Source organism: Peribacillus suis, from assembly GCF_059384845.1.
The window spans coordinates 4,108,076-4,129,938 of sequence record NZ_CM182019.1; the positions used below are offsets into that span (position 1 = coordinate 4,108,076).

General features: G+C 43.8%; 23 protein-coding genes, 1 tRNA gene and 1 riboswitch. Of the genes, 3 read left to right on the forward strand and 21 right to left on the reverse strand.

The window, feature by feature from the left end:
- Positions 1-23: 23 nt before the first annotated feature.
- The 17 genes from AC503W_RS20110 to AC503W_RS20190 all read right to left on the reverse strand — a co-directional run bounded on the left by AC503W_RS20110 (position 24) and on the right by AC503W_RS20190 (position 14,254).
- Positions 24-716, reverse strand: coding sequence for an AIR synthase related protein (locus tag AC503W_RS20110; protein WP_427685972.1), 693 nt, complete (start codon positions 714-716; stop codon positions 24-26).
- Positions 713-1,207: an ECF transporter S component gene (locus AC503W_RS20115; RefSeq protein WP_402954969.1), complete on the reverse strand. Its 495-nt coding sequence runs from the start codon at positions 1,205-1,207 to the stop codon at positions 713-715. The genes AC503W_RS20110 and AC503W_RS20115 overlap by 4 nt, the downstream gene beginning before the upstream one ends.
- A 2-nt stretch (positions 1,208-1,209) precedes the next feature.
- Positions 1,210-1,794 carry a cob(I)yrinic acid a,c-diamide adenosyltransferase gene (locus tag AC503W_RS20120; RefSeq protein ID WP_402954972.1) on the reverse strand — a complete coding sequence of 195 codons (585 nt, stop codon included), beginning with the start codon at positions 1,792-1,794 and terminating at the stop codon, positions 1,210-1,212.
- 13 nt (positions 1,795-1,807) lie between these two features.
- Complete coding sequence (locus tag AC503W_RS20125) at positions 1,808-2,236, reverse strand: bifunctional adenosylcobinamide kinase/adenosylcobinamide-phosphate guanylyltransferase (RefSeq protein WP_427685974.1); 429 nt, start codon at positions 2,234-2,236, stop codon at positions 1,808-1,810.
- Positions 2,170-2,808 carry a histidine phosphatase family protein gene (locus AC503W_RS20130; RefSeq protein ID WP_427685976.1) on the reverse strand — a complete coding sequence of 213 codons (639 nt, stop codon included), beginning with the start codon at positions 2,806-2,808 and terminating at the stop codon, positions 2,170-2,172. The genes AC503W_RS20125 and AC503W_RS20130 overlap by 67 nt, the downstream gene beginning before the upstream one ends.
- Entirely contained in the window at positions 2,766-3,557 is a 792-nt protein-coding gene (gene cobS, locus AC503W_RS20135; RefSeq protein ID WP_427685978.1) for an adenosylcobinamide-GDP ribazoletransferase, read from the reverse strand. Before cobS ends, AC503W_RS20130 begins: the two co-directional genes overlap by 43 nt.
- Positions 3,554-4,129 (reverse strand): bifunctional adenosylcobinamide kinase/adenosylcobinamide-phosphate guanylyltransferase, encoded by a 576-nt coding sequence (locus AC503W_RS20140; RefSeq protein WP_427685979.1) that lies wholly within the window; start codon positions 4,127-4,129, stop codon positions 3,554-3,556. The genes cobS and AC503W_RS20140 overlap by 4 nt, the downstream gene beginning before the upstream one ends.
- The gene (cobD, locus tag AC503W_RS20145; protein ID WP_494915573.1) at positions 4,102-5,175 is read right to left on the reverse strand and encodes a threonine-phosphate decarboxylase CobD; all 1,074 of its coding nucleotides are present in this window, start codon (positions 5,173-5,175) and stop codon (positions 4,102-4,104) included. Before cobD ends, AC503W_RS20140 begins: the two co-directional genes overlap by 28 nt.
- Positions 5,150-6,115: an adenosylcobinamide-phosphate synthase CbiB gene (cbiB, locus tag AC503W_RS20150; RefSeq protein ID WP_402870140.1), complete on the reverse strand. Its 966-nt coding sequence runs from the start codon at positions 6,113-6,115 to the stop codon at positions 5,150-5,152. The genes cobD and cbiB overlap by 26 nt, the downstream gene beginning before the upstream one ends.
- Complete coding sequence (locus AC503W_RS20155) at positions 6,112-7,584, reverse strand: heme ABC transporter ATP-binding protein (RefSeq protein ID WP_494915575.1); 1,473 nt, start codon at positions 7,582-7,584, stop codon at positions 6,112-6,114. The genes cbiB and AC503W_RS20155 overlap by 4 nt, the downstream gene beginning before the upstream one ends.
- Positions 7,585-7,590: 6 nt before the next feature.
- Positions 7,591-8,646, reverse strand: coding sequence for a FecCD family ABC transporter permease (locus AC503W_RS20160; RefSeq protein ID WP_494915577.1), 1,056 nt, complete (start codon positions 8,644-8,646; stop codon positions 7,591-7,593).
- A complete protein-coding gene (locus AC503W_RS20165; protein ID WP_494915579.1) occupies positions 8,609-9,574 on the reverse strand; it encodes a helical backbone metal receptor in 966 nt (321 codons plus the stop codon). The genes AC503W_RS20160 and AC503W_RS20165 overlap by 38 nt, the downstream gene beginning before the upstream one ends.
- 166 nt (positions 9,575-9,740) lie before the next feature.
- A riboswitch (cobalamin riboswitch) is annotated at positions 9,741-9,918 on the reverse strand.
- Between the two features lie 121 nt (positions 9,919-10,039).
- On the reverse strand, positions 10,040-10,888 hold the full coding sequence (locus tag AC503W_RS20170; RefSeq protein WP_402955000.1) for an ABC transporter ATP-binding protein: 849 nt from the start codon (positions 10,886-10,888) through the stop codon (positions 10,040-10,042).
- A complete protein-coding gene (locus AC503W_RS20175) occupies positions 10,885-11,883 on the reverse strand; it encodes a FecCD family ABC transporter permease (RefSeq protein ID WP_402955003.1) in 999 nt (332 codons plus the stop codon). The genes AC503W_RS20170 and AC503W_RS20175 overlap by 4 nt, the downstream gene beginning before the upstream one ends.
- A gap of 14 nt (positions 11,884-11,897) precedes the next feature.
- Positions 11,898-13,028 (reverse strand): ABC transporter substrate-binding protein, encoded by a 1,131-nt coding sequence (locus AC503W_RS20180; protein WP_407407571.1) that lies wholly within the window; start codon positions 13,026-13,028, stop codon positions 11,898-11,900.
- A gap of 12 nt (positions 13,029-13,040) precedes the next feature.
- A complete protein-coding gene (locus AC503W_RS20185) occupies positions 13,041-13,637 on the reverse strand; it encodes a hypothetical protein (protein ID WP_402870120.1) in 597 nt (198 codons plus the stop codon).
- The gene (locus AC503W_RS20190; protein ID WP_402990581.1) at positions 13,634-14,254 is read right to left on the reverse strand and encodes a hypothetical protein; all 621 of its coding nucleotides are present in this window, start codon (positions 14,252-14,254) and stop codon (positions 13,634-13,636) included. Before AC503W_RS20190 ends, AC503W_RS20185 begins: the two co-directional genes overlap by 4 nt.
- Positions 14,255-14,660: 406 nt before the next feature.
- Here AC503W_RS20190 and AC503W_RS20195 point away from each other — a divergent pair.
- Positions 14,661-14,734 (forward strand) — tRNA-Arg (locus tag AC503W_RS20195).
- Between the two features lie 143 nt (positions 14,735-14,877).
- Here AC503W_RS20195 and AC503W_RS20200 read toward each other — a convergent pair.
- Complete coding sequence (locus AC503W_RS20200) at positions 14,878-15,567, reverse strand: DUF421 domain-containing protein (RefSeq protein ID WP_494917417.1); 690 nt, start codon at positions 15,565-15,567, stop codon at positions 14,878-14,880.
- A 513-nt stretch (positions 15,568-16,080) separates the two neighbouring features.
- Here AC503W_RS20200 and AC503W_RS20205 point away from each other — a divergent pair.
- Entirely contained in the window at positions 16,081-16,227 is a 147-nt protein-coding gene (locus AC503W_RS20205; protein ID WP_494915581.1) for a hypothetical protein, read from the forward strand.
- Between the two features lie 59 nt (positions 16,228-16,286).
- On the opposite strand, the gene AC503W_RS20210 is transcribed toward AC503W_RS20205, so the two are convergent.
- Entirely contained in the window at positions 16,287-16,568 is a 282-nt protein-coding gene (locus AC503W_RS20210) for a nitroreductase family protein (RefSeq protein ID WP_494917419.1), read from the reverse strand.
- Positions 16,565-18,757 carry a DNA topoisomerase III gene (locus tag AC503W_RS20215; protein WP_494915583.1) on the reverse strand — a complete coding sequence of 731 codons (2,193 nt, stop codon included), beginning with the start codon at positions 18,755-18,757 and terminating at the stop codon, positions 16,565-16,567. The genes AC503W_RS20210 and AC503W_RS20215 overlap by 4 nt, the downstream gene beginning before the upstream one ends.
- Before the next feature lie 257 nt (positions 18,758-19,014).
- Here AC503W_RS20215 and abc-f point away from each other — a divergent pair, with 257 nt between their 5' ends.
- Positions 19,015-20,565: a ribosomal protection-like ABC-F family protein gene (gene abc-f, locus AC503W_RS20220; RefSeq protein WP_402870105.1), complete on the forward strand. Its 1,551-nt coding sequence runs from the start codon at positions 19,015-19,017 to the stop codon at positions 20,563-20,565.
- A 77-nt stretch (positions 20,566-20,642) separates the two neighbouring features.
- Here the strand turns inward: abc-f and AC503W_RS20225 are convergent, their stop codons facing one another.
- Positions 20,643-21,842, reverse strand: coding sequence for a class I SAM-dependent methyltransferase (locus tag AC503W_RS20225; protein ID WP_494915585.1), 1,200 nt, complete (start codon positions 21,840-21,842; stop codon positions 20,643-20,645).
- Positions 21,843-21,863: the final 21 nt, after the last annotated feature.

Below are 21,863 nucleotides of genomic sequence, written 5' to 3' on the forward strand. Positions count from 1 at the left end.
TCCCTTTATATACATATGTACCATCACACGAGAATAAGCGGACCGCAACGTTGGAAAATGTCCGCTTCTAGGCTTTCAGGATAGTTGATCAAAAAACTGGTAGATGGACCCGATGATTTCTCGATATCTACACGACTCTTTATCCGTTCGGGTATTCCCCCACCTTGAGGATCCAGCTGCTCCCATTCATAGGCAATGCCTTTCGAACCTACAGGAAGGAGGCGGACCCCTTCAAGTTCGGAGCACCATTTAAAGAGGGATAAAGGTGCAACCCACTGCTGTTGTTCCATAACCTCGTCGCCAACCAACGGCCTGCCGACAATGGCCATTTTCCGATTGGAAGTTTCCTTCGAACCCAACCCTTTTTCCCGTTTTCCAATGACCATCAACCCTAATGCGGATTGTTGGAGGGGCATGTTACTCTCTGTACTGCCAGTAATGGACAGGTCTAACCCTATTTCATCCATTCCCTTCCTCACACCCTTCGTCAAACTTCCCCAGGCCTCATCGCCACAGAAGTTTTGAAGGACGACAGCGATTGGGCTCCCACCGGAGGCCAAACATTCCATGACCGCTACCCGAAAAGAGTAATAGCCGACCACCTCATATGGGACATGAACAAGATCTTTTTCCTTCAGCCCGATTCCACCACTATTATCTGTTGAGATAACCAAGGACTGGGAATCATTGAACGGCAAGATCAGTGAATCCATCATCCAATCATTCCTTCTCGTATGAACACCTTTTTCAAGACTGGCACGAGACGAGGAATCAAAAGAATGCTCAAGAATACATTCAATGCTGTAGCCGCCGTTAAGGAAGGTACCAACATCATGTAAAACTCAGTGCTAACCAAGAATGCGAAAGGTAATCCTACGATGAAGGCATTACCTAAAAAGAAAAAGGAAAAAGCGCTTATTTTCTTATCGTGGTCATATAGGACACCAAACATCCAAGCAAGGACTGCCATTTCCAACATGATTAAGAAATGAAACGGACCAAGTGGCGTGCCGCCAATCAAGGCAGATAAGATATGGCCTAAACCAGCCACGATTCCTCCCGTAATCGGGCCTAATGCAACAGCCGCCAATAGTGCCGGAAAGCTATCGAAAGCTATACTTCCAATTGGGGAAGGAATCTTGATCATCGCCCCGACCAACGATAAGGCGATGAACATGGAACTCATGGTGATTTTTCTTGCGTTCATGTTTATTCCTTTTCCTTTCTTTTTCCTCCGCGGAATACGTTAGCACTACGGGCATATTCGACATCCTTCACACCAAGGCGGAAGTTGATCACTCGTGCGACCGCAAAGAAATAATCCGATAACCGATTTAAATATTGCAGGGAAAGAGGAGACACCGCTGCACCCGATTTGATCAAGGAAACCACCAATCGTTCAGCCCTTCTTGTAACGGTACGTGCTATATGGATTGTTGCAGCCGCTTTTGTACCACCTGGCAATATGAACTTTTCCAATTCAGGGGCTTCGACGATGAAGGCATCGATTCGTTCTTCTAAGTATGTAATCGCCTCATCCGTCAACTTTTGAGGGGCTTTATCAGAAACGGTCGCCAAATCACCACCGCAGTCAAATAGCTCATGTTGGATCTTTTCCAAATCTACTAGTATATCTTCAAAAACCGCCGAATCCAATTCAGTTACGGCAAGCCCAATATAGCTATTCACTTCATCCACAGTCCCGTAAGATTCAACACGGATATCATCCTTATCCAAACGGCCCCCGATTACGCTTGTTTGCCCTTTATCACCTGTACGTGTATATATTTTCATCTCTATTCCTCCTCTATTTAATTCGTTGATTGATTCCATACCAAATGATATCCACGCGTGTAGAAATGGAGGCCACATCTTGAAAGATCCATCCGCATGCATCACGCCATTGACGGTTCTTTTTTTCGATTGGAACGATGCCTTTTGATAGATCCGAACCGATGACAACACATGTGCGACCACTTTCTTCTTTCTCCCATATTCGCCAGCCGTCCAGGATTTCCTTCCACTTCTTTTGGATTGACTCCACATCCATGATATTCACATCCTGCCCAATCCACGCATCGATTCCCTGTAGCACGACAATATCCTTTTGAAAATCTCTGAAATCCGGTTGGTCGTTTTGATAGCCTGATAGCCATAGACCCTCAGTATTCAACCCGTAAAATTGCTTGACCCATTTAGTTTTCCCATTATAGGCACCGCCTGTAACAAAGTGCAACGTTCACCCCTCCTCAACCTTTCCTTGTTTTCCCAAATCAGCTCATACCCCTTCGCATGGGGTATCGACCAATCCCAAAAGGGCTTTTCCACCGGTGCATAACGGGCAAGAAGCTCACGTATCACACCTCCATGAGTCATCACCGCATACGTGGAGCTATCCTCATCCGCGATCAACCGGGCCCAGCCATTATGAACCCGCCTGGAAAAATCAGGATAACTCTCCCCTTTAGGAACAGCTGCCACCATGGGATCCTCCAGCCATTTTTGATAATCAGCATTCGTCTTCAGTTCTTCATAAGTTCGGCCTTCCCACCTGCCGAAATTCATTTCACGGAAAGCAGGCCATCCCACTGGATCAACCTCCGGGAACAGATGCCTTGATGTTTCCATGCACCTAAGTAAGTCGCTTGAATGAATCCTTTCATATCTTGGATAGTATTGCTTCCATTCCTCGATATCCCTTTTTCCTTTTATGCTTAAGGGAGAATCCGTCCACCCTAAATAGGCTTTTCGCTCATTGGCTTCCGTCAACCCATGGCGAAGTAGTGTAATAGCCACAGAATCAGCCATAACCACACCTCCACTCCTTCAACTGACGCGCCCAGCACATCACCCGTTATTCCACCGAACCAACGGATGATTTTCCGTTTTATATAAAGGAGAAAGAGTAGTGCGGCGATCCCCATGATCGCGAATAAAGCCATGAGGTTGATATCGATTAAATAAGCTATCGCAAAACTTAAAAGCAGGTAAATCCAATATATGTGCAAGCTGTTTTTCCTGACTGCACTTTGGAAAAAGGCGCCCAGTCCCTCTTTTTTAGCCAACTGCATCCGGCTAAGTAAATAGCCCATCACGCATTTACTTAGAAAGGGAACCATGATAATCAAAAAATAAGTCCATTCATTGATCCGTTCGATGATTTCATACATCCATATAAAGCGGGCAGCTAACAGCACAATGACAGAAATGACACCAAATGCACCGGTCCTGGAGTCCTTCATGATCTCCAGTCGTCGTTCTTTATCTTGGTACGAAAAGAAGGCGTCACTTGCATCAATCCAACCATCAAGGTGCAACCCACCTGTTAGGGCAATCGTCAATGTCCATAGCACAAACGCAATGGCTAGGGGGGAAAATGGTGTCCATTCCACAAGTCCGTATAGCACTCCCCCTAATATCAGACCTAGAAACAACCCGACCAAAGGAAACGTTTGGATCGCCCGGTGAATATACTTCTTATCCATTGGAAGTTGTTTCTTTATGGGAAACACCGTAAAAAATTGCAAGTTAATTAAGAATCCAATCCAGCTATTCATTCAGAGGTACCCGCTTTCATTCTTAGAGGGACACCTGATTCGACAAGATAGGCCTCATCTGCCCTTTCAACGATCGCTTGATGAAGCAATCCGAGCACTTTTCCGTATGTATGTAGAAATTCATCTTGAAAAATGGGCTCCTGTACCACTTCATTGCTTACGATAATCAGACTTTGAGCTTCCTTCCTGATTTCACCGATGCCCTTGATTATTTTGGTGAATACTTTATGTAAAAAATCCTCTGTAAGGGGCACATTAGGCAGGAATAATTCATTATCGAGCAACGTCGTCAGGCAATCAAGCAAGACGATTGATTTTGCATCCAGGTCCTTCCCTATTCGGGTAACATCCGTTGCATATTCCGATGTCCTCCATGCAAGCGGACTTCTATGCCTGTCCTGACGGTGCCTATTAATCCGCTCTTCCATTTCGGCATCAGAACTCCGGCCACAAGCAAGATAATGTAGGTTGCCGCCCGATTGAATGGCAAGCTCCACCGCCTTTTTTTCTGCAAAGCTGCTTTTACCACTTCGAACGCCCCCCGTTATAAAATAGAGCCTAGAGTTTTCCACTGTTTTACCGCCTCCATCAATGCCTTATTATCCTGCTCACTTTTCACTGCAAACCGGAGCCACCTGCCATCCAAACCAGGAAAATTATAAGTATGGCGCGGCACGATGCCCTTTTTCAATAAAAAGGGAAACAGGGAAAGAGACTCGTCCCTCACTAAGTAAAAATTCACCGTACTTTCAGAGACCTCGATATCCAGTTCCTTATAAAAGCGGAATAAATCCCTTTTTTGCCTTTGAATATATGCTCTTGTTCTACTCATATATGCTTCTTCTGCCAAACAGAGTTTGCCTACCTCCAGGGCGATATGATTGACGCTCCAATGTGGTTTGAAGGTCTTCGCCCGTATAATAATGGTCGGGTCAGCCAATAGGTAACCCAGCCTCAATCCAGGTATCGCGAAAATTTTCGTCATTGATCGTAAAATGAGCAAATGAGGAAACTCTTTAATAAGAGGTGCATAGGAAAAGGCATTATCCGTAAAATCATAAAAGGCCTCATCCAGCACCATCATGCATTGGGCTTTTTGGCATGCTTCGATTAGTTCCCGTACTGTCTCCTCCTTATAAGAAATGCCAGTCGGATTATTGGGCGTACATAAAAAGATGGCAGCATACTCAGGCAAAAGCGGACGTAATCGATCCAAGTCCAGTTCCCACCTGGGCGCTTCCAGTTGAAAAAAGTCGACCTCGCAACCTGCTGCCAAACAAGATTCGGCATATTCGGCAAAGGCTGGTTGAATGATTAACACTCGTTTATTCGCCAGTTCTTTCGCCACAAGCGTTATGATTTCCGCTCCCCCGTTTCCAACAAGTACAGAATCTTCAGGAAGTGCTTCTTTTTTTGCTATCATATGTGTCAGCTCTACGGCATGTGGATCTGGGTAGTCGAGGATACCCTCAAAAAACCCCGACCATCTCTGTTTTATACTAGAGGGTGGACCCAATGGGTTGATATTGGCACTGAAGTCCACATACGATTGTGGCATTTCGATTCCCAGTGCTTTGTAAAGATAATGCGGATTAGAGCCATGAGTTGGTAATTGCAAATAAAAGTCCTCCTAACCAAAGCATCAACAGGAATAAAAAAGAAGTCCGATGCATGATGGTAATCGTTTTTTTTATATGAATCGCTTCTAGCGGAACAATTGGAAGGCCCATTCTAGCTCGATTGGACACCACACCTTTGTACATATTCCTTCCGCCCAGTTGAACGCCCAGGATGGCTGCAACACCCGCTTCGCACCACCCACTGTTCGGACTTGGGTGCTTATGGGCATCCTTGAATAATATAGCCCACCGCCCCTTCCAGCCGTTATGGACTGACTTTGATCCAATCAGCATCAAAAAACCGGTTAAACGGCTCGGAATCCAGTTCACTAGATCGTCAAGCTTGGCAGAAGCCCATCCGAAGTCAGCATATTTATCATTTTGGTATCCGACTATGGAGTCGCATGTATTGATTGCCCTATACATCATGGCAAGTGGCGCGCCTCCGATGGCAGCCCAAAACAGGGGAGCCGTAATACCGTCACTCGTGTTTTCCGCTACCGTTTCAACGGTACCCCGAACAATTTCCGGTTCATCTAGATCTGCCGTATCACGGCCCACAATATAAGAAAGCTTCCGCCTCGCCTTGGCCATATCCCGTGTATTCAATGGTCGATAAACATCCATTCCCGCCCGTCTTAAACTCTTTTGAGCGATCGTGGTGGAAATGAGTAGCGCTTCCCAGATGATACCGGCAGCAGGATGGATTCTATACGCTAAATAGACGGTGATGCCTGTGGCCGCCAACACGAGCAGCAAGATGAGCAGTAGCATGAACAGTCCATTCCGCTTCTTTCTTGTCCCTTTGTTGAGAGCTTCATCAAGTTTATTGATAAGCGAACCTATCCATTTAACCGGGTGTGGCCAATCAGGAGGGTCGCCAATGACCAAATCTAGGATAAATGCCAATGTGATTGCATAAAGATGGTGAAAAATCATAAGCTTTCAATCCGTTTCCTACTATTTTCAATCGCTTCCACCGTACAGTCATAAACGCCACGGCTAATTAACTTCCCGAGAGGCGTGATGGTACCCGCATAACGGAGGGTGGTTCCTCTTTGTGTGGCTGCAATCAAGATGCTATCCGTCGATGTTCCAGTCGCCCATGTGTTTGTCACCTGATCTAAGACATGTAGGTCATGAAGCGCTTTAACCTTCGCCTCGGTAGCTGTCACGATACAGTGAATGAACGCTTCTTCCGCCAAATGGCCATTCACGAAAACCCAGGTATTGATCGTACCCGGCGATGAAGTCCATGAATGCCTGTCTGCCAAAGAGGCATCGATGGCATTCCCTACCCCCGCTGTTACCATGATGAATATCGAAAAACCCTCATCTCTTAGAAGTCGATATGACACTGTATCCAAAAACACGGCCGTCATCATTCCGACGGTTTCCTGCGGTTCAAATCCGTATGTCTTCAAATAGTCAGCCATTTCAGCAATATGGTCATCACAATTGTAATCGTAGTGGACATGTCGATTAACAAAGTGCTGATGCCACCCCGTTCCCGAACCAGTTACGCCGGATGACATGGTTCTAAGCGGAATGGGTGAACTTAAATGAAGGAACTCCGGAGCCTGGTTCAGATAACTTTCATTGATCTCCAAAGGGTCCAGCTCTCCTGTATGCTTCTCGGGTACAATGAACATTTGCGGCTTAGGTAAGGCAGGATGAGGATGTTTTTCGATTTTTGTCCTATATACCTCCTGAATCCGCTCCTGCTGAAGCACTTCATTCGGCACGTCAATCACTTGGACTCGCCCTTTTTCAAGCAACATCAGGCGATCGCAATATAAGCCAGCCAAGTTCAAGTCGTGAAAAATTGAAATGATCGTCAATTGTTGTTCCTTAGCCATTTTCCTCATCAAATCAAGAAGTTCTTTTTGATAAGACAGATCCAGGTGGTTCGTCGGTTCGTCGAGAAAAAGGATTTCCGGTTCTTGTGCAAGAGCTTGTGCCAACAAAACACGTTGTCTTTCCCCGCCTGACAAACGTTCAAAATGCATTTCCTGAAAGACTGCCACTCCCGTTTGCATCATCACGCGTTGAACGATTTCTTCGTCTTCAGACGTCCAACTATGAAACCACCCTGTTTGATGGGCATATCGCCCAAGGACAACGGTCTCTTTTACTGTATAGGAAAAAGCCAATGAGGAATGCTGCGGCAAAACGGCGATGACCTGTGCCAGTTGTTTGGACGAATATCCCTTCAGGTCTTTCCCCTTAATATCGATGGTTCCCGCCTGATACGGCAGGATACCGCTAAGCATCCCCAATAGCGTCGTTTTCCCACTTCCATTCGGACCAAGAATACCGAATAATTCTCCTTTTTTCACATCAAATGAGACGGAGTCCAAAACCGTTTTATTATCATATCCTCCTGTTAACCCTTTAACTTCAAGCATACACTTCTACCCTTCTCTCCGTCTCTTTAATAAAATAAATGCGAATGCCGGCGCACCGATAAGCGAAGTAATAACACCTATCGGCAATTCTGTCGGTGCGATGATCGTTCGTGCCACCAGATCAGCCAATATTAAAAATCCGCTTCCCACAATCAATGATAATGGCAACAGATGCGTATGGTCTGGCCCCCAAATCCTGCGGACCAAATGGGGGATGACCAGCCCTACAAAGCCAATCGTACCTGATACGGCAACGGCAGCCCCTGTCAGTATCGAGCCGGCGACCAGAATCAGCATCTTCCTCCGCTGAACATTCACGCCTAGGTGCCTCGCACGGTCTTCCCCAAATGTCATGGCATTCAATTCGTGGGTATTCATCATCAAAACGAGAGAACCAAGGAGGAAAAATGGCAAAATGATCGTGACATGACTCCAACCACGCATCGAGACACTTCCCATCAGCCAGCTGATGATTTGCCTTAACTCCTCACCCGTCAATGCAATCATCAATGAGATGAAAGCACTTAAAAACGAGCTGAAAATGATACCGGTTAAAATAATCGTTTCTACCTTCATGGAACGATCCATTTTTCTTGCAAAGGTCAATACGCAAAAAATCGTCAACAATGAAAAAAGAACGCTTAATGTAGGCAGTGTATATAGGCCAAAAAACGGCAGTGACAAATTCAAAAACAACGTTAATACTGCACCAAGCGAAGCCCCTGAGGATATTCCCAGGGTATAGGGGTCAGCTAGGGGATTCCTGAGCAATCCCTGAAATGCTGCCCCTGCTATTGCAAGGGATGCCCCAACCAAACCTGCAAGCACGACCCTCGGCAGGCGGATGTTCATCACGATATTCGTCAGTGTCCCATCCGGTTCCATGGCCAGGGGCAAATGAAGGACTTCCTTGCCAATGATTTGCAAAAGCACTGGTATCGGAACGGAAACCGATCCTAAGGAAATACCGATCAATATCGAAATAACCAAAAATGATAGGGCAAATACATAGGCCAATGCCCGTTTAGTTTTTAAATACGTTCGGATAGACTGATTTGGCAAGTTCCTCTACTCCCTCTATAAGCCTAGGACCGGAACGAGTGACAATATCTGAATGGACATCGAAAACCTCACCATTCTTAACTGCCTGAATGTCGGCCCATCCATTTCTTCCCGTTACCTCTTTGACTGGATCTCCTGTGTAATAACCATAGGTTGTAATGATGACATCCGGGTTGGCCGCTATCATCGACTCTTCATCGAGTTTTACCCAGCCATCCAATTCACCTGCGACATTATCCGCTGAAATGATGTCCAGCATTTCATCCATGAAAGTATTTTTTCCCGTTGTATAGATTTCAGGTGACGGTGAAACCTCTACAAAAACACTTTTTCTATCCTCACTCTTGATTGCCTTAGCCTTTTCTTTGATCTTTTCCAGCTTGGTCTGCATCGTCTTGACGATTTCCTTTGCCTTATCCAGTTCCCCTATTGCCGTTCCAATCATCTCAATAGACGTATACACTTCTTTAAAGCTTTTGGCATCATTCACGATTAGAACTGGAATACCCGCATCCTTAAGCTGTTGGATTCCTTCTTTGGAATTATGGGCACTCTCATGAGCAAGAACGATATCAGGCTGCAAGGCTAAAATCATCTCTGTATCTATTTCCATTCCACCTATCTTCTGAATATCTTTCGTTTCTTCCGGGTAATTGTCATTTTCAGACACTCCAATCACTTTCTCACCCGAACCTAGCGCAAAGACCGCTTCTGTATTACTTGGGATTAATGAAACAATTTTTTCTGGTTTCTGCTCGATGGTGACTTGGTTACCCACTGCATCTTGTAACGAAAGCGGGAAGCCCTGGTTAACAGCTTGTTTTGTCGACTGGTTTTCTCCTGTTCTATCCTGGGAGGCATCGCTACAGCCAACCAGTGTACCGACCATCAATCCCATCACAAGCATGAAACTATATATCTTCCTCATCTTAAAACCTCCATCATTTTTGAGTTCATTTCTGGACCTTCACACATGTGTTGCGAATATCAAAAGACATACAAAAAAGCATCCCCCATCAAAACGGAGGATGCATGTATGGCAACGGAACAAAAAAGGGACATAGCTCTGCCACACACCTCCCCATCCGCGTGGTTACCGGTGTACAATTTTGGCAGGTCTCCTGGCTCATGGTCATTGCTAACGGCACCTTCCCATATTATTCATACAGTGGTATACATCCGTTAACTCCCATTTACAGTGGCGCGACCGCGTTGGCATTTCACCAACTTCCCTTTCAAGTCCTTACAGACACCAAATTGTTCATATGTATATAATTTCACTGCCTTTCATTATACACCATTTAGGAAATCGTATTATATGATATTTCAGATTACTTTAAATTAAGATTTGGAACGCAAAAAGGCAACCATCACATGGCTGCCTTCTATAGCTTTAGATGTCACTATTAAAACGGCATGTACTTTGATCACGTAAAAGACCTAGATCTTTCGGCACCATCGTTTCAATCAAAAAGTCATCCTCTTCCTCATAAATGATTTTCTTCATTTCGATTCCGAAGTACTCTTTCATCCGGGCTTCCGTCATCACTTCGCGGACTTCGCCATACACCACACGCTTTTCCTTGGCAGTCATTAAAACATGGTCAGCCAAGTAGAATGCGTGGTTCGGATAATGCGTGTTTATGATACAAGAAATGTTCTTCTCTTTCGATAACCGCTTTAGTGTCTGTAAAATCACGATTTGCTTTTGAATATCAAGATGCGATTCTGGCTCATCAAGAATCAATACATCCGGGTCCGATACAAGCGTCCGGGCAATCAAGGCCAGCTGCAATTCCCCACCACTGACGGAATTACAGGACTTTTTGGCAAGGTGAGCAATGCCAACCATTTCAAGAGCAGCGATGGCAGCCTCCCGGTCCTTTGCAGAAGGCTGGGACAGCGTACTGATATAAGGCGCCCTTCCCATAATGACAAGCTCTTCCAAAGTAAATCCGAAAACCATTTTATGTGCCTGAGGAACATAACCGATTCGTTTCCAGATCGTTTTGCGTGATAGCGCAGTAAGCGGCTTTCCGTCGATGAGCGTTTGACCCTTTTTCCAATCAAGAAGGCCGGTAATACACTTCAGCATCGTGGTTTTACCGGCACCGTTCGGGCCAAGGATCGCCATGATTTCTCCGTCATTCAACGAAAAGTCAATGTCGGTCTGGTAAAGAAAAGGAGCTTTCTCTCTTTTTTTAGCATAGAAAAAATTCCCTCCCTGCACCTCGATTTTCATGACCAACCACCTCCTGTCTTTCTAAGTAGAATCGCAAAAAATGGTGCGCCGATAATGGCTGTCAATATCGATAGCGGAATTTCCGTAGCCGTTACAGAACGTGCCAGGTTATCGATCAGGAGTAAATAGGCACCACCAATCGATAGGGATACCGGTAAGACAAGTTGATTGTTGTTCCCGACGAGCATTCTTGCCACATGAGGGATAATCAGTCCTACCCAGCCGATGATACCGGCTATCGCTACAGATGAAGCCGTAATTAACGTCGCACCAAGAATGACCGTCCACTTCAATCTAGTGACCGGGATACCTAGCGATTTTGCTTCATCCTCAGGTAAGGTCAGTAAATTGATTCTCCAGCGTAGTGAATATAAAATCAAGATGCCGACAAGGATGATTGGTCCACCCACATATAAATCCTTGTATGTGGCCGTTCCAAGGCTTCCCATTAACCAGTATGTGATGGCTGGCAGCTTTTCTTCAGGGTCGGCGACAAACTTAATTAACGAGATCAACGCTTGGAAAAGGGCGGAGGTGACAACCCCAGCCAAAACAAGCATGAAGACCGGTGAATCTTTTTTGCCGCTGATTATGAACGTGAAAACGATGGCGGCTAAACCACAGCCAAGTGCCAAGACTTGAGATGCAAAACCATGTCCCAATAATAAAATCCCAAGGGAAGCACCGAACCCAGCACCTGCAGACACTCCTAGGATATCGGGACTGACCAAGGGGTTGCCGAACATCCCTTGGAAAGAGGCGCCTGCAATCGATAGGCCCGCACCGATTAACAAGGCCAGTAAAATTCGTGGCAGACGTATTTGAAGGACCACTGTTTCTTCCATCTGTGTCCATGTTGGCTCGATTGGAAACACGGTTGAAAGCAATATTTTAATTTGAGTCCCTAAGTCCATTCCAAAGCGTCCGATGCTCAATGATAGGAGAACCATCGCAATGGGCAATATCCAGAAGAGGACCGTTTTCCATTTTTTCATTTTCATTCCCTACTTTACTGTTTTGCGGCTTCGGAAGATGGGTGAAGAATGTTCTCTACTTGTTCTTCCGTTACATCATAATCATAGAACTCTGAGTAGTAATCCGTGATTTCATCCTTCATATCATAATCAAATAGCTCGGGATGATTTTTCTGAGCCATCCATTTTAACATAAGAGGTGCATCACCGCTTGGAGGGAACCATCTATAGATGCCCAGCGGAATTTTATATACATTTCCTTCTTGTACAGCACTGACCTGACTCCAATCTTGTCCGTTCACTGTATTGTTCGTTAGGTCTTCAGGCTGAGTTGTCGAAAAGTTCGTAATGTAGATGATATCCGGGTTCCATTTGTAGATTTGTTCCATATTGACTTCTTTTGTTCCTGTAACTTCTTCTGCTGCTATATCATAGGCCCCTGTAGCATTTAACCATTGGTTACTAAAGAAGTTCTTCCCACCGACCATGATGCTTTTATCACTGTGCTGATAGAGGATCAATGCTCTAGGCTTGTCTTTATCCTTAATGCCATCTAATTTCTTATCCAATTCGGCTTGAACGGCTTGGCCTTTTTCCAAGAACTTGTCCGTTCTTTCGGTAGTGCCCGTAATTTCCCCAGTCAGTTCCAACCAACTGTTGAAGGTAGCCAATGGCTCCGCAGCTGCTGCATCCATAGGGTTGAGTGCCACAACCGAAACACCTGCATCTTCTAATTTGTTTATGGACTTTTGGTCCTGTGCTTTTTCAAAGTAAAGTTGCGGATTGACTTTCATCAATTCTTCCACGTTCACTTCGCCATTTTTAATGAATGATGTATCTGCCTTTAAAATATCGGGTGATATTTCAGAAAGAATCGAGTTTTCCGCGGCATTATACGCATTAGGATGCAAGCCGACAACTTCCTTCGTCGAATTTGTCGCTACATACCAAGTCGAGAAGTACGGAAGAATGCCACCGACCGCAATACGTTCCACTTTACCTGGTACCGTTACATCACGGCCAAGTTGATCTTGAATCACTTTTTCCTCTGCAGTCGTCTGTTTTTCTGAAGTATTGCCTTTCGAATCATCCCCAGAGTTTCCACAGCCCGTAATCAAAGCGGCCATCGCAGTGGTTGCCGCTAACATTGTCCATTTCTTCTTCATAAAACTTCCTCCTTATCCTTCTCTAAGCCACTTAGCCATCCCATGTAAGAATGGTTTAGATTGGTCGATGAATCCAAGTCCAATGTGGAATATTGGATCAAGGGTGGTAATGATCAATTCGCCTTTATAAGACACATCATCGGTGTAGATGATCGAGCGACCGTCGGGAGTATTCACAAGTGATTTTGCCCCTTCCGGAACTTTGAACGTCCCGTGGTAATGCCACTTCATATCTGATAGGGATACATGCTGATATAAAGGATGATCTGTATTTTCAGCCATTAAAGGTAAATCTCCATGCTCCTTCACCCACCAACTGAAATTCACTTCAGATTCCTCCCAGTCTATTCCAGGAAGCCAGTTATCCAACACTTCACCGAAAACGACTAGACGTTTTCCCTCTTGAAGGAACTTCACGAAAAGCGACTGGTACCGTTTTAAAAGCATTAGGGACATCCGATCATTAACAATTAGCGTGTCATATTGACTTAAATCATATGTATGGAGCTGACGAAGTTGAAGCACATCATCATACATATAAGCAAACTCGTCCATTTGAAAGAAACGATGATGGAAACTATAACCATTATCTAAGATTGCCACTTTCATTGCTTTGTTTCCCCCTTGTTTGCTTCATACTCTTCGCGTATCCAGTCCAAAATTTGTTGACGTAGCACACGCGAACTATTTTCTTGGATTCCAAAGCGGTACAGATCCGTTCCTGCACCCGCGACAATCGTGCCACCAGTCGTTTTTCGGTCAATGTAAATGATTGCTTTTCCTTCTTGGTCTTCAACGATTACTTCCGAATGTTCTGGAGCCTCAAGATACCCTCTTGAGAAAAAGCCACGAACCCCTTTTTTATAATTCAAATCATAAGGGTCAATTCCTGCGAACATAGGATGTACAGGCTCAGTCAAGCGGATTTCACGGTCCTTCAAAGAAATCGGAGAACGCAACCAATTTCCGCAACCAGGTAACCAAGGTAGGAAATTTTCGGTTTGTGAAAGAATGACGCCGCCATCATTCAAATAATTTTCGATGATTTCTTTATGTTCAAGTAAAAAGGCCTCTTCCACGAAATTTGTCACGATGACCCCAGCATATGCCGAGAAATCAGCAAATGGAATATCATACAATTGCAAAGAAACCAAACCATTTTCATGATCGATGTCTTTAAGTCTTGTGAATTGAATATCAGTACTTATATAGGCTATAGGTTTCATAATCAACCATCTTTCTTATATTAATATAATATTTTTTCGATTGTAAATATTGTCAAATGTTGATTTAACGGGATATAACCACTTTTATTTATTACTTCAAGATAGAATATTTATGTTTATCAGTATAAGTGATAATGATTATCATCGTCAACAAAAACTTTTATCCAATTGGTTTTATCAAAAAACTAGTGGGGTAACTGATGGACTCCACCGTAATTAGCCTTTCTCTGTCGAACGAAAAAGCATGGCGCGAAAGGCATTTATCGCCTTCTTCACACTGCCATTCAGACACTACAAGGCATTCAATATAGATAATTGCCCATGAATATTTTCGCAACAAGAGGCTATAACCTTGAAATGTTTACTAATAACAAATATAATAAGAAAGTCGTCGTTACCTTTATATGTCCCAGTAGCTCAGTAGGATAGAGCGACAGCCTCCTAAGCTGTAGGTCGTAGGTTCGATTCCTATCTGGGACGCTAAATTGAAAACAGCCAAAACCTTGTAATATGGAGGTTTTGGCTGTTTTTTTATTGGAACAATGATAAAAGTAGAAATATTGATGTATGTTGTTTATTAAAAGAGGGATATGACATCCAGCCTGTCCAATTATTCATACCATTTAATGAAGGCTGCCTTCCTTTATGTCCATATAAAGTGTTCGGTCTGATTGAACTTCAGCATAAAAGACATCAGAGATTGATGTAATACCAGCTTTAGCTAATTGACCATTCAACCACTTCATATCAAGGTTTAACTGATCCAGGTTATCCATGTTGACTACCCCATCCGAAATAACGCCTGTTATGATGGGCGAAGGGTTCTTTTGAAGATTTCCAATATTCATGTCGCCTCTTACGATAGGCTGCTTATGTTCTTTCTTCATAACCGAAAGCTTACCCGTAATTTCAAAAATGGCATATTCCACTTCAGTGATTGAGAATATACTTTTTTGCCTAAGCAATGCCATTAACGTATCTGCATCCAAGTTAACCTTGCGAAGTGGTTTTTCCATCATTTTACCGTTTTTGATAATGATAAGGGGTTCCCCATCAATTACTCTTCGTGCTTTTTTAGACTTAATGACAATTCGTCCAGATAAGATCGTAAGTAAACTCCATATCATTAAGGCGACTATACCATTTTGAATGCTTAAACGATGGTTGAAAGAAAGATTTCCCGCTATTGAACCGATGGAAATGGCAGAAGCAAAGTTGAAGAATGTCATCTTTGAGATTTCTTTTCTTTCCATCACCCTTGTTAGAGTCAAAAGAATAACAAAGGACAATGATGATCTAATGATTATTTCGATAACCCCAAATCAATTCCCCCTTTTCTACAACATTATTTCCACAATTGATAAAAATATCGTAAAAAGGTTATTTTTCTCGAAGGCGAAATAATACAAGACTCTAAATAATAATTACTCGTATATTTTTTACTTTTTTTGAAAAAATTGTTTAAGCTTGTCCCAATCGGGTAGATAAATAGTGTAAGACATTCTCACCAAAGGAGATGATGTGCAAGATGAGTACTATCAGAAGCCAATGGAACAAAGAGAATGACGCAGCGGTGTTTAGTCCCGGTGATCAGCGTTAGAAGCTAGTGAAGCTTTCATGAAAACCCCGAGGAAAATACAAATCTTCTCATCCAAAGGAGGATACCAACATGAGTATTTACAGCCAATGGAATCCAGAGAATGACGAAAGCAATTTTCAGTCCAGGTGATCAGTGTTAGAAACTAGTAAAGCATTCGATGAAAACTATGAAGGAAAATGACAAATCTTCTCACCAAAGGAGGATACCAACATGAGTATTCACAGCAATGGAAAATCCAGAGAATGATGAAGCAATTTTCAGTCCAGGTGATCAGTTGCCCTTCAGTGCGCTCACACCATTAGAAACGGTCAAACAGACGACCGATAAAACACCTGAATTTGATTTACAAGGTACCGTACTGAATAAAATCTAATTGATATTGATGAATGATAGAAAAAGGATGGAGCAAATCTGCTCCATCCTTTTTCATATTTAGATGAACTTCGCTACTTCATTTAACGACAATCTTGTAATTTGGAAAGAAGGTGAAGCTGCCTTCCCTATTGCAATTAAGACAATCGGAACATAACGTTCAGGCACATCGAATCTTTCAATGAATTGTTGTTTATTATACCCACCCATTGTAAGTGTGTCGTATCCCTTAGATTTCGCTATTAGCATAAGCTGCATCGAAACAAGTCCAGCATCAAAATTAGCCATACTCTCCCTGGTTTCTCTTGAAGCATCATTCCGATACTGGACTTTTCCTATTATTTATCGAATTTCAGTTTCGCCAATGCATCCGCTAATGCTGTATTGATTGGCTCCTCTTTGTTTTGCTTTTTCATATAATTCGAGACTTCATTTTTAGACACTTTCTTATTCTTGTTTTGACCTTTTCGTTTGTTATATGAAGAAAGCTTTTCATGAAAGCCACATTTACATGTGAACGTCTGTGCTTCTCCTTGCCCTCTCATTTCCATTTTCTTATGGCATTGTGGGCATCTTGCATTTGTTACACGTGAAACACCTTTTTTATGCCCGCATTCTCGGTCTTGGCAAACGAGCATTTTCCCTTTTTTACTGTTTACTTCAAGCATCAACTTGCCGCAATCCGGGCATTTTGTGCCGGAAATGTTATCATGCTTGAATTTTTGATCACTCGTCTTGATTTCGTGAACGATGTTTTTCGCATAGGTGCGCATATCCCCAATGAATGTACGCTTATCAAGCGTTCCGTTAGCAATGGCGGTTAGCTTCTGTTCCCATTGTGCGGTCAACGCTGGCGAACGTAGATCTTCGGGAGCCAACTCGAGGAGCTGTTTACCTTTTGAGGTAACATGAAGACCTTTTCCACGTTTTTCAATCAGGAAACTATTGAACAATTTTTCAATAACATCGGCCCGGGTCGCAACGGTGCCGATTCCCCCGGTTTCCCCCAACGTCTTAATGAGTTCCTTGCTTTCCCCAGCCATGAAACGAGCGGGATTTTCCATTGCAGATAACAAGGTTCCCTCATTGAACGGCTCCGGTGGTCTTGTTTCTCCCTCTGTTTGTTTCACTTCCGTGATGTCTAAGATGTCACCATTCTCGAGTGTCGGAAGCAATTGCTCTGTAAGGCCATCACTTGCCTCTTCTTCCTCGAACTGATGATCATAGACTTCCTTCCAACCTGATTTCAAGATGACTTTTCCTTTAGCGACGAATGTTTCACTGCCCACTTTTGCGGTAACGGTCGTTTGCTCATATTCAAATGGTGGCATCAGAACCGCAAGGAACCGTTTGACGACAAGGTCGTAAATTTTCGATTCCTTGTCACTCAATTTACCCGGTAGTGGCGTTTGCTCAGTAGGTATGATGGCATGATGATCACTAACCTTGCTGTCATCCACGAATGATTTATTAGCCTTGATCGGGCTACGCAAGATTCTCGATGCATATTGGGCATATGGCTTGATGCTGACTGCCTGTAATCTTTCTTTCAGCGTCTCGACCAAATCCGAGGTTAAGAAACGCGAGTCCGTTCTTGGATAGGTCAGGACTTTATGTCCTTCATATAAACGTTGCATGATGGAAAGTGTCTCTTTCGCCGAATAACCGAATTTCTTATTGGCATCCCTTTGTAGCTCAGTTAGGTCATATAACTGGGGCGCAAAATTCTTCTTATGGGCTTTTTTCACTTCCACCACTTCAGCCTTTTTGTTTTTCACATCAGCAAGGACTTTGTCTGCCTTTGCCTTTTCGAATGTGCGTATATCTTTCGAATGGACGTCTTGCCAGACAAGGCGTAGTTGAGATTCTGCCGTTGCCGTAACGCCATAAAATTTCCTCGGCTGAAATTGTTTGATTTCCTTTTCCTTGGCAGCTATCATCGCTAGTGTAGGCGTTTGAACCCTTCCGCACGATAACTGGGCATTATGCTTCGTTGTCAGTGCCCTTGTAGCATTCATACCGACAAACCAATCCGCCTCGGCCCGAGCAACTGCAGAGGCAAATAGATTCTCGTACTCTTTCCCATCCTTCAGCTTGTTAAATCCATCCTTAATCGCCTTATCAGTTACCGATGATATCCAGAGCCGCTTGATTGGTTTTTTAACATTCGCTTTTTCCAGAATCCAACGTGCAACGAGCTCCCCTTCCCGTCCTGCATCGGTTGCGATAATGACGTCCTTGACATCACTGCGGTTCAATTGCGTTTTTACCGCTTGAAACTGCTTTCCGGATTGCTTGATTACGACCAATTTCAAGGATGGAGGCAACATAGGGAGGTCTTCGAGCCGCCATGTTTTGTATATTTCGTCATACGTTTCCGGATCTGCATGGGTAACTAAATGACCAAGCGCCCAGGTGACGATATACTGACTTCCTTCCAAATAACCGTTGCCTTTTTTTTCGCAATTCAGCACTTTTGCTATATCTCTTCCGACCGATGGTTTCTCGGCCAGTACGACTGTTTTACTCATAAAAATACATCCTTTCCCTTTTAAACTGATTCTCTCATTATCTCATATATTTTTAGTCAGGGCGATAAAGGACTAGGGACTAACAACTAATGTCGAAGTGACTTAGGCAGACCGTCTAGTTGGTGAACCATTTATCGGTGGACCCCACCTTATTCATGCACAATATGTAAATTACTAGATTAGATAGCAATCTAGTACAGATTTTAGTATGATGAAACGTAGAGATTTTTTCAAAATAATTGGGAGGTTCAACATAAATGAGCTTACTTTCTATAGATAATTTGGCACACAGCTTTGGTGATCGGACATTATTCAGAGATGTTACGTTCCGATTGATGGCTGGGGAACATGTAGGCCTCGTCGGCGCTAACGGCGTAGGTAAATCAACAATGATGAACATTATTACCGGGCAACTGATTCACGATGAAGGCCGAGTTGATTGGACACCTGGTGTTGAATATGGCTACCTTGACCAGCACACCGTCCTGACTAAAGGCAAAACGATACGCGATGTGTTAAGAGATGCCTACTTACCTTTATTCGAGCAGGAAAAAGCTTTGAATGAAGTGACCGAGAAAATGGGTTCAGCGACACCAGAGGAACTTGAAGAACTTTTGGAACAAATGGGGGAAATCCAAGATAAACTCGAAGCTGGGGATTTTTATAATTTAGATATGAAAATCGAAGATGCGGCACGTGGGTTGGGCTTGGATGCGATTGGCCTTGAGCGTGACGTTTCTGCTCTGAGTGGTGGACAGCGGACAAAAGTATTGCTGGCGAAACTACTATTGGAACAACCCCAAGTACTACTGTTGGATGAGCCGACAAACTACTTGGATGTGGAGCATATCCGTTGGTTGAGCAGCTACTTAAAGGAATATCCTAACGCATTCCTATTGATTTCACATGATACCGAGTTCATGAACGGCGTAGTTGATGTCATCTTCCATCTAGAATTCTCGAAATTGACCCGTTATACGGCGACATACGAAAAATTCCTTGAACTTGCTGAACTGAATAAGAACCAACATATTAATGCATACGAAAAACAGCGGGACTTCATTAAAAAGCAGGAAGACTTCATCGCAAAAAATAAAGCCCGTTATTCAACTTCTGGCCGGGCAAAAAGTCGGGAGAAGCAATTGAATCGCATAGAACGTATCGACCGTCCGGAAACGGCGATGAAACCGACTTTCGATTTCAAAGAGTCACGTGCGAGCAGCCGATATGTATTTGAAGGGGAAGATATTGAAATCGGCTATGACCGTCCATTACTTCCAAAACTTTCAATGAACATAGAGCGTGGGGAGAAAATTGCCATTGTGGGATGTAACGGAGTGGGGAAATCCACACTGTTAAAAACGATTCTTGGTAAAATCGAGCCACTAAGCGGGAAAAGATCACTTGGTGATTTCCTCTTCCCTTCTTATTTTGAACAAGAGGTACAAGCAGGCAACACGACACCGATCGATGAAGTGTGGAACGCATTCCCTCATCTCGATCAACCTCAAGTACGGGCTATCCTCGCGCGGGTTGGCTTAAAAAATGAACATATCACTCGTCCGATGGCCCATTTAAGTGGTGGGGAACAGTCCAAGGTCCGCTTGTGTAAGTTGATGCTTACAGAAAGCAACTGGCTTCTGTTCGATGAACCAACAAACCATTTAGACGTGGTGGCCAAGGAAGAATTGAAACGTGCATTGAAAGAATATAAAGGAACGGTTCTGATTGTCTGCCATGAACCCGATTTCTACGAAGATTGGGTCACGAAAGTATGGGACGTCGAAGAATGGTCGAACAACAACTAAATGAACGGTCAAAGAGGGTGCCGCATACGTTGTGGGCACCCTCTTTATTTTTGAACGGGAGTGGTCATGCTCAATGATTAATGCATGCCCCCACTACGTTCAGCTACTAACGTATACGTTTTAGGTATCCCAATGTCATGGATTTTGTGGTTTGGTTCTTCTTCAAGGACTTTGATGATCAAACCGGATTCTCCAACTGCCGTTATGAGTTCACCCATGGTCCATTTGCGTTGGACCACTTTCGAAAGGCTTTGCTTATCTTCATCAGGCATATGTTTGGAGAAAGCCACCTCGTTATTTTCAATGGCAGGAGCAAAATAATTGCCTGTCACCTTATGTTTTTTGCCAGAAGAGGTTATGAGTTTCGTCGAAATTGGATGGAACTCATGCAGCACGAATCTTCCCCCCGGCTTCAACATCCTTTTTACCGTTTCGAATAATGGCTGCAGATCTATGAGGTAGTGAAGGACACCCAGTTCCATCAAGACCAAGTCCTGATCTCCTAATGCATGTTCGGGCGGCAAGGACATCACATCCGAGACAATATATTCAATGCTGACGTCGGATGATTCAGCCAGTTCGTTCGCGAAAGTAGCATTTTCCCGAGAGAAATCCACGACCTTAACGTCAGCTCCCAACATCGCCATGGCGACTGCCTTGACCCCATTCGATCCCATTAAATGTGTGACTTTCCGACCCACTATGTCTCCCATATATTTATAAAATGGATGCAATCTCCAGCGCGGGTTGTGCTTGATCTTCCCTGCCAATTCATCTGGTTTCCCGTAACGGTTCACAAGGGCTAGATAATTATTTTGATTCCAGGCCTGTTCATTTTCAGCTGTAAAGCCTTTTTGTGCCGATAATAGATACGCATGGATTTCATCACGATTACTCTGCATTTCAGCATTGTAAAGGTAGCTGTATAGGGATTGGCACCAAAGCTCGGTTTCCCCTACTGGTATGAGTAATCGGTAAGGGTCCGTTTTAATTGTCCTATTGAATAAACAGCGGACCGTAATCAGTATTCCATCCTTTTCAACCTGGAAAAAGGCTGTTTCAGGATTCTTTTCGGGCTGTGAAGGAGCATGATCTATGAAAAGGGAGAATGTTTCATCAAAAACATCCCACTGCACGTCGACCGAGACATTTATAGTATCCTTTATTTCAACCCCTTGTATAAATAAAGCGGAGGGTCCCGTAAATTGATAGGGAATGTTTCCATCCTCAAGCAATTCCCCTATCCATGTAATTGTATGTAAATAGTTTCCGTTCATGCGAACCTCCTAGATCAGTAA